Here is a 12798-nt window from a genome sequence, read left to right on the forward strand (position 1 = left end):
CTTATTCTCCTTTCACAAATTCTCTCATACTCTGGAAGATCAACCATGTTGAGGTTGCACCTGCATCCTGGAATCCCAATGCTCTCTCGCCGAGTGATTTTGCTCTGCCAAATCTGGCGATGCAATCCTTCGTATTTTCCACTCCGCGCAATGCGCCTGCCTCTGCCTCTTCGAGCATTTTCTCCAAACCTTCGGTGTAATGCTGCTGCATTGCTTCTACCGCTGGTGCCAGCGCATCAACCATTGTTTTGTCTCCGACGCTTGCCTTGCCACGCTCCTGGATGGCTTTCAGACTCTTCTCTTCCATTGCCTTTAAGTCCTCAGCAGTAAGGTAGTCTTTGCTCTCCGTACCAAGAGCACCTTCCAGATAAAGGCTTCCGAAGATAACACCGGAAGCACCGCCCATGCTAAGAAGCATTGCTTTACCGGCTTCCTCAAAGATACTGTATACATTTTTCTCGCCTTCCATATCAAGAAGCACTTCCTTCACATTTTTCATGCCAGTCGCCATGCCGATTCCATGATCGCCATCTCCAATTGCACTGTCCACCTCGGTCAGATACGGCTCATTCGCCAGAATCTTATCCGCGATATACAAAAGCATCTGTCTGCAGTCCTCTGCATTTAACTTCTCGTAATGCTTTCCTCTCACATAAGTGCTTGCTATCCGCTGCTTCTTTTCTTTCTTCTCTTTCTTTGGTGCTGTATCTTCAATCTCATCCGCCACTTCTCCAACAGGCTCAACCGCTCCCTTTGCGTAGAATGGACAATAGCATGGCATATCGTAATATTTCCTAAGTTCATCGTCCAGTTTCATCAATGTGATAGAAAATCCACCCATTTCCTGACTGGTACAGTAGTTATTTAAATCCGTGTCATAAATCCCGATTCCATCTTCTTTTAACAGTTCGTTTAACTTACGGAACACGATTGATAGTTCTAAAATTGTTGTGGAACCTAAGCCGTTGACCAAAACACATACTTTGTCACCACGCTTCAAGTCTGAATCTTCCATAATCTGACGGTACATTTTCTCTACCAGAACATCTGCCGGTTCCCATTTGGTTCTCTCTACACCTTTTTCACCGTGAAGTCCCATTCCGTATTCAATCTCGTCCTCACCTAATTCAAAGATGGGCTTGTCCGCTCCCGGAAGCTGAGCCGGTGCTGTGGCTACTCCGATTGTACGGGTATTGTCTCTTGCCTTCTCCGTAATTCTTGTTACTTCTTCAAGTTCTAATCCTGCATCACATGCAGCTCCGGCAATCTTGATCACAAAGACATCACCTGCGATGCCTCTTCGGTCTTCCCTTCGCTCCTTTGGTGCACTCGCCACATCGTCCTGTACACGCACATGTGCGGTCTTGATTCCTTTGGCATTCAGGAACTCTTCACCCATATCAAAATTCAGATTATCGCCTGCATAACAGCCATATACAAACAGAATTCCTTTGCCTTCATCAATGCTTTTTCCGGTTTCGTAAATATTCTTCGGATCCGGTGAAGCAAAAATGTTTCCACAGCATGCAGCATCGGCAAGTCCTGCTCCTACAAAACCGGAAAACATCGGTTCATGTCCACTTCCACCGCCGATAATCAACGACACTTTGTTTTTTCTTCTGCATCGGCTGATCACACTGTTTACTTCAGGATGTTTGTAATACATATGATGATACGCCGCAATAAAGCCTTCCATCATCTCCTCTACAATGTTATCAGGATCGTTTATAATCTTTCTCATTTCTACCTCCATACCAGATTTTAATAGCTGGGGGAGTATCCCGGATACTCCCCCAGTTTTTTAGAACCACCAGTTTGTACAGTACAATGTCATTGTGTTTGCGCAACCAATCACTGTAAACAGGATTGTATTCATGAGTGCTCCAATATAAACCTTTCCAGTCTTCTTATAGAATCTTCTGGAAATGATGGTGCACACAGTCAGGTTAATGAATAATGGCCATGTAAGCATTACGCGTGCACTATCGAGTCTTACAACTCCTTTTGAGATCAGTCCTGAGTACTGGTAGACCCAGATGCATACAAGACCAATAATGTTTGCAAGGCACATCAGTAATGTATTTAACCACTCTTTTCTTCCTGCCACCATATTGCAAAGGTTCTGACACAGTGCATTTGCAAAGTAGAATACTGCAACTAATGGGATAAATCTTAATGCAATCAGGAGCGATCCACTTGAAGGCCACTTGATCACATAGCTGATAAAACGGAAATCTACTCCGAAGAAGTACTTCGCAAAGCCTACAACACCATATCCAAATCCAATTGATGCAAGTACGATTAAAATAGTCTTACCTACATTGGACCTGCTCATCTTTAAGTTCCAGTCAGCAGGTTTTACACCATTCTTCTTACTAACCAGGAAATAACCGATTGCGAAGAATGCTAATCCAAGGAGTCCTGCCGCACCTGTCCACATACCCTGTTCTAATGTTAATCCCTGTGGCCAGATCTTCGTTCCGAAGAGTGATCGTGTCGCGAAATCTGCTCCCTTGTGGGCACCAATCCACTGCTCTAATGGAATCATGAATGTTGCCGGAAGTAATCCGCCTAATGCTAAGAATACCCAGTAAATTACATTTCCTTTGACACCCTTTGGTGCTGCCGGAACGTAGATGTCGCTTTCCTTCTTGGCAAGTAATGTACCAAAGAAACCGGTTGTTAATAAAATACTTGCAAATGCATATACTGAGAGGAAGAATCCGATTACACCAATGGTATTAAAGAACCACTTGTACTGGATTGTAAGGCTTCCTGCATCAATGTAATTCGGTGCTTCAAAAGCATTCTGGAAGAAGTCAACCAGATTTGATGTTGTTGCCAATGAGTAATGGTTTAAAATATGTGTCTCATAAGGCTGATATAAAACACGGATATATTTCTCCTCAGAACCCTGTACGGTTCCTTCGTAGATCTTGCCAACTTCAACATCATCGCCTTCCTGCAAATCATAATTATCAAGCTCGTTAATGAGAACTCTTGCATTGGCTGACTTATAGAAGTTTTGCGGTCCACCGGCTTCTGTCTGATAGTTGTTCTCATCTAACTGTCCGGCATCAATACCATAATCGACATCGTAGTATAACGGAATCTCGTCGCCGCTGTCCGGTGTGTCATCCGGATCATAATTTAAATGATCCTGCCATACACCATCAATGTTTAGCTGCTGATTTCCCATAAGGAATACTGCTGCTACCTGATTTACACCACCGTTTGCTTCCTGAATCTTGTTGTAAGCAAGGCAGGCATTCGCCATCTTACCGCCAAGAGAATGTCCTGTGATACCGATCTGATCCTTATCTACAAATGAAAGGCTGTTGTAAGCGTAATTTACAACATCACACATTCCTGATCCAGGAGATGTAGAAATATCCTCAAATGCAGAACCCGGGTTCGCGGTTACTGTAAAGAAAGCATCCATTGGGTTGTCTTTGTAGTTATCGGAATCTCCATGTCCGTCACAGTCCATGGACAATACAACAAATCCTCTCTTTGCAAGTTCCAGACAGGTGTAATCCTGTGTCTCTTTTGCATCGAAACTACCATGTAATGTTACAACACACGGTGCAGGCGTCTCAGCCGTTGCATTTTCCGGTTTGTACATTACGAGTGCTATCTTGTGTCCGTTTGCATCCTCAATACTAAAGTTCTGTACTTTGATGTGTCCAAAGTTCGTATTGACGAGACTTGCGCCGATCATACTGATCAAACAGATGATAAGTGCTACGACAAGCAGTCTCACATACTTTTTTCTGCTTAAATTTACCATATCGTTCTCCTTTACTTTTGTATATTGTAGTGCACTTCATACGTTGTAATTATTTTTTACCACGAATTTTTATGTACATCAAATCCAAATTTGTTAGTTTTTGAACAATTTCTAACATTTTTATATTTTTTGTTACTTCGCACATTTTCTCAATATTTCTTTATTTTCCAATATTTTCTTAATATTTTCATTTTATCAGTATAACTATTTTCCACAATCCAAATATTGTTTTTTTGTATATTTTTCATGAATCAAACATTTTTGAACATTTTCTAACATTTTTAAGTTGTATTATGTTATACTTTATACAAATAACTTGTGATTTTTTTAATGAGAGGTGAACATATTGAAGAAAAAGGAGCAACGAATCAATGAAATCTATTCCTTTTTGCAGGAATCACCTTCCCTATCGGTCAAAGATCTCTCGGAAATGTTAAATGTATCCGAGATGACGATACGGCGGGATCTGAAATATTTAAAAGAGAATAACCTGTTTGTGCGCAGTCACGGAATCCAGTTGCCGGTCAATGACAAGTCTATGATTACAAATATTGAAAGCGAATACACGCTTCACTCGGAACAGACGAAGTTTGCGAAGGAAAAACAGATGATAGGACAGTTTGCCGCGTCACTGATTCAACCGAACGACACCATCATCCTCGATTCCGGTACAACGATTGCAGCTATGGCATATTTTATTCCGGAACATATTAATCTGAATATTACATGTTATAACTACTATACATTAACGCAGCTTTTCCCAAAGGAAGGCATCCAGCTCACGTTAGCAGGCGGTCTGCTGCACAAGGCAGATCAGATGTTTGAATCTTCCTATGCCAATGAACTGATCAGAAGCCGCCGTGCCAGCAAGTTCTTCCTTGCTGCATCCGGTATTCACGAAGCACTCGGCATCACCTGTGCGCACAACTATGAAGTTCTGACGAAAAAGGCGGCAATGAGCTCTTCTCTTTCCACAATTCTCGTAGCAGACTCCAGCAAGTTTGGACTGGTACGTTCTGCTTTTGTTGCACCGCTCAATTCCGTCGATGCAATTGTCACAGACAGCGGCATTACGGATGAATGGAAAAACATTATTCAGGATATGGGTATCAAACTTTATATCGTATAGGAGGAGGATTTTTACCATGACACAGCATATAAATTTACCTAATTGCATCGTTGCGCAATCCGGCGGTCCGACCGTTGCAATCAATGCCAGTCTTGTGGGCGTCATCCGCGCATCTATTGGACATTATGGAACAGTCTACGGTTCGATCAATGGTATTCTCGGTATTCTGAACCAGCATTACTTAAATCTTACGGAGCTGGCGGCTTCCGGCAAAGACACATTACAGCGGCTTGCAACTACACCGGCCATGTATCTGGGCTCGTGCCGCTACAAATTAAAGGATTACCATGAAGATGCATCCGATTATGAGAAGATTTTTGCACAATTTAAGGCTTTAAACATTAAGGCATTTTTCTATATCGGTGGAAATGATTCAATGGATACCGTGTTAAAACTTTCCTCTTATGCTGACTCAATCGGTAGCAATATTCAGATTATAGGCATCCCAAAGACCATCGACAACGATCTTATGATTACCGATCACACTCCGGGCTTTGGCTCTGCTGCAAAATACATCGCATCTACACTCCTTGAGATTGCGCATGACACGATTATTTATCCAGTTAAAAGCGTTACGATTATCGAGATTATGGGACGCGACGCCGGCTGGCTGACGGCTGCATCCGCACTCGCTCGCAATTCATATTGCAGCGCGCCGCACCTGATCTATCTTCCGGAGAGTGATTTTAACACCGAAAGTTTTGTTGAAGATGTGCGTGATCTTCTCACCGTGCAAAACAATGTGATTGTCGCCGTCTCAGAGGGAATTCATGACAGTAACAGCAATTACATCAGTGCTGGAGAAAACTCTTCCGACACATTCGGTCACAGCCAGTTGAGTGGCGCCGGAAAAGCTTTGGAACTTCTGATCAGGGCAAGCCTTCCTGTCAAGGTCCGCTCCGTTGAAATTAACATCCTGCAGCGCTGCGCAGTGCATCTCTCCTCTGCCACCGATTTAAAGGAAGCGTTCTTATCCGGAGAGAAAGCCGTATCGTTGGCTCTGCAGGGTGTCACCGCTTCGATGGTCATTATGAAACGAACCTCTGATGCACCCTATACCATTGCATACGACTACGCAGAGATCAAAAATATAGCAAACGAAGCGAAATCCGTTCCGCGCGAATGGATTAATGCCAGAGGCAACAATGTCACGTATGAGATGCTTACTTATCTCACCCCGCTGATACAGGGCGAAGTTCCGATTGCATATCACAACGGACTTCCAAACTATATGGATGTATCACATCTTTCGTCTCAAGCACAAATTTCCCAGTAAATAAAGTATATTTAAAGGGCATCGCACTAAATCATATTATGTTAGTGCAATGCCCTTTTCTTTTCTAAAATTCAGTACTTTTATTTTTTCAGTAGAGCTGTCGCTGCTCTATCTGCTATTACAGTCACATGCGGATGAAACTGTAATATGCTTCCCGGAACATGTGGTGTGACCCTTCCCTCTACAACAGACTTTACTGCTTTTGCTTTTTTTTCTCCACACGCCACAAGAAGTATTTTTTCAGCGTTCATTATTGTGCCGATTCCAATAGAAATAGCTGTTTTAGGCACATCCTCTCTTCTTTCAAAAAATCTCTGATTGGCTTCTATGGTGCTGTCTGCCAAGACAATTTCTCCTGTTTGTACAGAAAAAGAATCCGCCGGTTCGTTAAATCCAATATGTCCATTTTCCCCAAGTCCCAAAAGTTGTAATTGAATCTTCCCTGTCTTTTGTATTTCCTGTTCATACCGCAATGCTTCCTCTGAAATATCTGCGGCATCCCCTCGTGGAATATGTATATTTTCTTCCTTCATATTTATATGTTCAAACAAATTTTTCTTCATAAAATAATGGTAACTCTGCTCGTGTTCTGCTGCAAGTCCCACATATTCATCCAGATTAAATGTTTTTACATCTGAAAAATCCAACTTTCCATTCTGATACATTGTGATTAATTCTTTATAAAGTCCCACAGGAGTGGAACCAGTTGCCAGACCTAAAATTGTGTGCGGATTTTCTATAACCTCCGCCGCAAGAAGTATTGCTGCAAGCCTGCTCATTTCTTGATAATTTTCGACAATTTTTACTTCCATATTGTATCTCCATAGCTTACTGTATTTTGTTTAGGAAACTTGTTCCATTCTGCGGTGCTTTTACCCCAAAATATTCACAGACGGAAGCTCCCACATCTGATAGTGTTTTGCGGATACCCAAGTGTCGCCCCTGTATTCCTTTTTTATACACCAACAATGGTACACATTCCCGTGTATGTTTACTATGTCCGATATCCGGATCATTTCCATGGTCTGCCATTACCACCAGAATATCTTCTTCCGTTAGAAGTGGTAATAATTCCCCAAGTCCTCTGTCTGCCTTTTCCAAAATCTTTCGATACTGCATAGAAGATTGTGAATGTCCGGCAAGATCTGTTTCCTGCACATTTGTACATATAAATCCCTGTTCATTTTCTTTTACTGCCTTTATCGTAAGTTGCATGCACTCATCTGTCGGTACACAGGATATGCTGACTCCCATTTTATTTGTGACAATATCTGCCACTTTTCCAATCAATGTGACTGGAATTCCTGCTTTCCCTAATATTGTAGGTGCCTGAACATTTTCGTCTACGCCATAGCCCAGATGAAGGCACTGATAACCATGTTCGTAGGATTTTGACTTTGCAGATGCAATTCCAATAAACTTTCCCTCTTTTATCTCCTCTGCACGGTACAAATCCTCCATTGTGTTTCCTGTTCCACCAAATACAATAACCCTTCCAACAGTAACAACTTCTCTGACCAGCTTTGCTATCTCATATTCCTTTTCAAAAGAAATATAATCTAATGGTGCCGTAACATTGTAGCACATTCCAAGATCTGCCTCGAGATTATCCGCTACGGTAACATAGTCATCGCACACAATATACCTTAGATTTCCTCTTACCACAAATTCTACCTTGTGTCCATTTTCCTTTAAATGCTGATAAACCTCATCAACCTTTTCCTGAAATGGATGCATGGTTGGTCTCTTTGGCAATGTTCCCATAATTTCCTGATGTCCCATAAAAGTATCTGCTCCAAAATGCATCAACTCTGACTTTCCAAAGTTTGCCGACTCGCAATACTTCATATCATTGCTTTCTGCCCCAAATGCATTCATAAGCCCCAGTTGTTCCAGATTAGCCAATTTCATGTCCGGATAATCCGAAAGTATACTTCTTAACGTATTAGCTTTTTCATCCCCTGGTCTTTCCCTTGCTGCATCATTCATTGCACCTATTCCAAATCCATCCAATACAATCACGACAAACCTTTTACTCATTTTTTTCTCCTTCCTAAACTATCATAGACACCCACGATTTCAGGTTTTCCCTTATGGATTCCCTCCATGATTACAACATCACTCCTGGTTACAAAAATCTGAAAACGAAATGCCATTACCGCAGCTACTCCAATTTCACACTCTTTTTCCAGTTCAAAATGATAATCTATACTTTCCAAAGACGGTGGTAATACCTCCATCTTTTGTGCATTCTTTAAATTTCTGCCTACTAATGCATATTTCATATGTGACCGTCTATAATGCCCACCACCATAGCAATAGGCTTTTCCTTCAAAATTATGTGAAATCTCACTTACATATACAATACACGGAGTCTCTTCCATGTCGCACACTGCATGCATAGGAGTAGTTCCGGTCAATCCATGCCCAGGTTCTCCGCAATTTCCACCAAACTCCACCATCTTCTGTACAGTTCTAGTACATGTTGCAGATGGTGTATTGACAATTTTTACCTCAACACCTACTTCTTTTAATATGTCAACTGCTTCTTTTACTGTTAAAAGATTATAGGTTGGTTCTATATCGCCTTTTTTCTCATCATATAAATAGCATGGAAATGACGTAACTCCTGCAATCTGTATATTAGGATAATTTTCCAATATATCGGCTGTAATTTTTTTCAGTTCATTTAACAAAAAGCCGGCTGTCTGTCCTGGATAAATAATGTCTCCATTATCATATACACGAAGAAGCACTTTCTGTGTAATATTCTGTTCTTTCGCAGCCTGCTGTATGCATTCTAATTTTTCCATGGAATAGACCGTAATTACCTTTGGATGATATGCTACCAGTTCCGGAATCATTGCATTTGGAATCTGTACCAGATGTCCCACATTTCCAATCGGGATTCCTGCATCCATCATTATCCGGGCTTCTTTAAAGTCAACAACAACTGCCCCTTCATATCCTATATCCATCAGTTTCCGGGCTATATATGGATTTCTCCCCACCTGTTTCAGCATGAAGAAAAGTTCTACTCCGTTTTTCTTCGCTTCTTTCAAAATTTTTGCTGCATTATCCAGCAAAATGTCCATATCTATCACATAAGAATCTGGTAAAATCTGCCCATTTTGCTGAAACGCAAATGCAACATCCAGCAGTTCCTGATTTGTTTTCTGTATTTTATCTATAAACATCTCTTTCCTCTTTCTATAGATTCTTTTATGATTCTGATTACTGTATCACTTCCGGCTCTCAATGGGTTGATACGAATCATTCGCTCTTCCAACAGCGGATCTGTTTTTCGAAAAGTTCCAGAAATTCTATAGAACAATGGTACCATTTCATACTTTGACTCACAGCCAACCGGATATGGCGCTGCTCCAAGATTTTCTGCTTCTTTTAAAATTGTTTTTGCTATTTTTTCTTTAAATTCCACCAAAATCACTTTTGACTGTGCATTTGCAACAAATGCCTGCTTTACCTCTGGAATTTCTCCTGCATTTAATCTCTGTACACATTCTTCACTTACTCCGGCTTCCAGTGCAAGTGCGACTGGCGCATACACCAATCCATGTAATACATCCAATGCTTCATGCCCCTGAACCTGCATCCCCCCTGAATAATTTTCACTAATTAATGAATCAATAAGTTTCTTTTTACCGACAATGATGCCGACCCCTTCCGGGCCTAATAATTTAAAAGAAGAAAAACAGGACAAATCAGCACCACACTGAACTCCAATTTTTGAAACCTTTAATGCAGCATAGTTATCATCTGTCAAAACAGTCAGTTCATGCTCGGATTTTATTGCTTTAATTACCTCTTCCATATCATAATGATCCTGCGGACTCTGTCTTGTATATTGCACCAATGCGGCTTTAATTTGTGGATTCTCTTTTATTACGTTTATTATTTCATCCTGATTGTGGTAATCTGCTTCCACAATTCTAATCCCCATCATATCTAATGATGTTTTTGTCGTATTATATATAGGAGCCTTATGAACAAGTATTGAATCTCCCGGATGAAGTATTGCATGCAACCCCATGCGGATTGATCCGCTTCCTGCTCCACGCACCAACATACATGCCTCAGTGTCAAAAACTTCTGCTATTACACGCTCCGCTTTTTCTGTTATAATCGGTTTATTTTTTCCACTTACAACTCCAAGATCTCCTCTTGAAAGCATTTCCCTTCCACTCATATTTCTTGTAATACAATCTACAATATAAAATTGAAGTTCTGTTGCTTCTTCTACTGTAAGGCTTTTTAAAGGATATGTTTTCGTAATAATCACCTCAATCTGCTTTATCAAAAATTCTTGCCGGATTCTCAATCAAAAATCTATTTAAGGTCTCCTGTTTGATTCCTCTTGCTCTAAGAAGCGGCACAAAGTCTTTCATAACCGTCATATATCCAGAATATTTTCCCCCCCTTGACAAATAACTCTTGCGTGAAATATCCTGTGACAGTACAATCTGTTTTTCCCAGCCACGTTCTATCAGCCACAAAAGATTATCTGCGCGCTGCTCATCACTCAGATAAGCAGTCTTTCCAATTGTATCAAAACCGATATTGACTCCTGTTTTTAAAATTTTCTCATAATAATCTCTGTCATTTGCAAGATCCAAATGCCCAAGAACTACCTTTGTAAGATCCATTCCCTGCTGTTCAAATATCTCTATCTGCTCCTGTGCCAATTTTCCAAGCTGGCAATGTGTCGTTACCGCTACTCCGGTCTTTTTTCCTGCCATTGCTGCAGCTGTAAGCACATTTTTCTCGCTCGGTCTCATCTGTGGTTCGCCAGATGCCACCTCGCCAATTACTCCTGCTTTTACTCCGGTATCATCAATTCCTTCTAAAATATCCTTACAAAAAATATCGCATAACTCTTCAGCATTAGACTCTCTTACTTTCTGTGTATGATATTCTGCCAAATAAAATCCTGTTGCCGCAATAATATGAATTCCACACGCTTTGCTGTACATCTGAAGTTTCTTCACATCTCTCCCCATATCATTACAAGATACTTCTACTACAGATTTTACCCCGTATTGTTTCATTTTGTTTAATTCATCTATGATTAATGAGGAATCATCAAAATCCGAATCTTTATCTCCTCTTACCGGAGACAAATCTACTGCCAGATGCTCATGGCACATTGTAATGCCTAATTCTTCCGGCAAAATTTCTCCGTTTACAGTCAAAATCATATTTTTTCCTCCATTTTTATCAGCAGAGGAAAATTTCCTCTGCTGAAACTCTTTATACTAACGGTGTCAACCCAATCAGATAAGTTAAATTTAAAATTACACCTGTTGCAATTGCTGCGATTGGTCCAATCGCCATACGCATAATTTTTCTACCAGTCATTTCATTAATAAGGTAAATGCATGCGCCAAGTGCAAATCCACCTGCTGCTCCTGCTGATGTTGAAGCTCCCATTGTACAACATGCTGCCGTCGAGCCAATTAAAAGTGCAAATTCAACACAGGTATTCATTGCACTACGGATGTTATCTGATGCATCACGCATAGATGGAAAATGACCTAAAAACTTCCCAATAAATCCAAGTAACATAACTTCCACAAATATAATTACCGCACCTGCAATAGCTGCTACAATTGGATTTGGGCAAATATATCCTGCCACATAGATAAATGTAAAACCAGCCACTCCATAAACGCCTGTAGTAACTGCTGTTGTTGCAATTAATGGGATAAAGCTTAATGCTCTCATAAACTCATTTGTTGCAACTGTTTTAATCAGTGATTGTGCTGCTACAGAATCTGTCATTGCATAAGCTTTTGAAAGGTCAAACATGGATACATCTGATCCTGCAAGAATATGTACATTGCAGGCAACCGCAATTAAGGCTCCCGCAATCATTAAAAACGGAAGGTTTTTTCTGATTCTTGCCGTTCTCTCAGAGAAAATATTCATATCCTCATCTTCTCTTTTTTCCTTTTTTCTCACATCCTTCAAAATACAAAGTACTACCAGTGCAATTACACCAACCATCATTGTCCATGCATCTGCACTAATCGTAGAAAATTTAGGACCGGAAAAACGAAAAACTAAAACAATAAGAGCTGTTATAACTCCTGTTTTCATTCCAAACTGCATAATAATTGCTACAATAGGAAACAGCGCAAAACCTGTAACAACATATGTACCTACATCGCCCATAGCTGAAATTAAATCTACTGGCATTCCAGTTAATACTGCATTAATTCCACCAATTCCGGTCAGACAAATCAATCCCCAAAGTGCACCGAAAATCGGTGCAAGCCATTTCTTTGGTGCTGCAATACCAATGATATCCGTCGCCAGAAATAATAACCATGGATTCAAAAGATTTGTTACCAATGCATTTCCAATTCCCACCGATGCAATAAAACCAACACTTAGTCCAAATGCAATTGAAGCCATTTCACCTCGATGCATACGACCTTCAATATATTCCGGAATTACCGGACGAATTCCATCATGAAAAACTGCCATACCCATATGGGACATAAATGCTGTCATTGCACAGACCAGCATAACAATAATTACATTTAATACACTCAGTTCCATTTTACATTCCTCTCCTTTATT

General features: G+C 40.6%; 10 protein-coding genes. 2 read left to right on the forward strand and 8 right to left on the reverse strand.

Translation table 11 applies throughout. The features are described 5' to 3' along the window. Window position 1: 1 nt before the first annotated feature. Window positions 2-1741 carry a dihydroxyacetone kinase subunit DhaL gene (gene dhaL / locus DXB43_RS08690; protein WP_117947365.1) on the reverse strand — a complete coding sequence of 580 codons (1740 nt, stop codon included), beginning with the start codon at window positions 1739-1741 and terminating at the stop codon, window positions 2-4. 60 nt (window positions 1742-1801) lie between these two features. Then, entirely contained in the window at window positions 1802-3790 is a 1989-nt protein-coding gene (locus DXB43_RS08695) for an alpha/beta hydrolase family protein (protein ID WP_117947366.1), read from the reverse strand. Window positions 3791-4136: 346 nt separating this feature from the next. Here DXB43_RS08695 and DXB43_RS08700 point away from each other — a divergent pair, with 346 nt between their 5' ends. After that, window positions 4137-4919, forward strand: a complete 783-nt coding sequence (locus tag DXB43_RS08700) for a DeoR/GlpR family DNA-binding transcription regulator (RefSeq protein ID WP_022242757.1) — start codon at window positions 4137-4139, stop codon at window positions 4917-4919. Window positions 4920-4947: 28 nt separating this feature from the next. Next, window positions 4948-6195 (forward strand): 6-phosphofructokinase, encoded by a 1248-nt coding sequence (locus tag DXB43_RS08705; RefSeq protein WP_117947402.1) that lies wholly within the window; start codon window positions 4948-4950, stop codon window positions 6193-6195. 80 nt (window positions 6196-6275) lie between these two features. On the opposite strand, the gene nagB is transcribed toward DXB43_RS08705, so the two are convergent. From nagB to DXB43_RS08735, 6 genes are read right to left on the reverse strand one after another with little or no spacing between them, the layout of a single operon-like run. Next, window positions 6276-7007: a glucosamine-6-phosphate deaminase gene (gene nagB / locus DXB43_RS08710; RefSeq protein WP_117947368.1), complete on the reverse strand. Its 732-nt coding sequence runs from the start codon at window positions 7005-7007 to the stop codon at window positions 6276-6278. Between the two features lie 16 nt (window positions 7008-7023). Next, complete coding sequence (locus DXB43_RS08715) at window positions 7024-8235, reverse strand: phosphopentomutase (RefSeq protein ID WP_117947369.1); 1212 nt, start codon at window positions 8233-8235, stop codon at window positions 7024-7026. Further along, on the reverse strand, window positions 8232-9392 hold the full coding sequence (locus tag DXB43_RS08720) for a YhfX family PLP-dependent enzyme (protein WP_117947370.1): 1161 nt from the start codon (window positions 9390-9392) through the stop codon (window positions 8232-8234). The genes DXB43_RS08715 and DXB43_RS08720 overlap by 4 nt, the downstream gene beginning before the upstream one ends. Beyond that, window positions 9383-10513, reverse strand: a complete 1131-nt coding sequence (locus tag DXB43_RS08725; protein WP_243006666.1) for an aminotransferase class V-fold PLP-dependent enzyme — start codon at window positions 10511-10513, stop codon at window positions 9383-9385. Before DXB43_RS08725 ends, DXB43_RS08720 begins: the two co-directional genes overlap by 10 nt. After that, window positions 10497-11411 (reverse strand): phosphotriesterase family protein, encoded by a 915-nt coding sequence (locus tag DXB43_RS08730; RefSeq protein ID WP_117947371.1) that lies wholly within the window; start codon window positions 11409-11411, stop codon window positions 10497-10499. Before DXB43_RS08730 ends, DXB43_RS08725 begins: the two co-directional genes overlap by 17 nt. Window positions 11412-11463: 52 nt before the next feature. Next, entirely contained in the window at window positions 11464-12777 is a 1314-nt protein-coding gene (locus DXB43_RS08735) for a YhfT family protein (RefSeq protein ID WP_117947372.1), read from the reverse strand. Window positions 12778-12798 lie beyond the last annotated feature (21 nt).

The organism is Roseburia sp. OM04-10BH (genome assembly GCF_003462605.1).
In the GTDB taxonomy this organism is placed as follows: Bacteria; Bacillota; Clostridia; order Lachnospirales; family Lachnospiraceae; genus Roseburia_C; species Roseburia_C amylophila.

Bases quoted from the DNA above. Each gene is read 5' to 3' on its own strand.
- DXB43_RS08720 (WP_117947370.1), bottom strand. From the start codon at position 9,392: ATGTTTATAGATAAAATACAGAAAACAAATCAGGAACTGCTGGATGTT.
- DXB43_RS08715 (WP_117947369.1), bottom strand. From the start codon at position 8,235: ATGAGTAAAAGGTTTGTCGTGATTGTATTGGATGGATTTGGAATAGGT.
- nagB (WP_117947368.1), bottom strand. From the start codon at position 7,007: ATGGAAGTAAAAATTGTCGAAAATTATCAAGAAATGAGCAGGCTTGCA.
- DXB43_RS08695 (WP_117947366.1), bottom strand. From the start codon at position 3,790: ATGGTAAATTTAAGCAGAAAAAAGTATGTGAGACTGCTTGTCGTAGCA.
- DXB43_RS08735 (WP_117947372.1), bottom strand. From the start codon at position 12,777: ATGGAACTGAGTGTATTAAATGTAATTATTGTTATGCTGGTCTGTGCA.
- dhaL (WP_117947365.1), bottom strand. From the start codon at position 1,741: ATGAGAAAGATTATAAACGATCCTGATAACATTGTAGAGGAGATGATG.
- DXB43_RS08730 (WP_117947371.1), bottom strand. From the start codon at position 11,411: ATGATTTTGACTGTAAACGGAGAAATTTTGCCGGAAGAATTAGGCATT.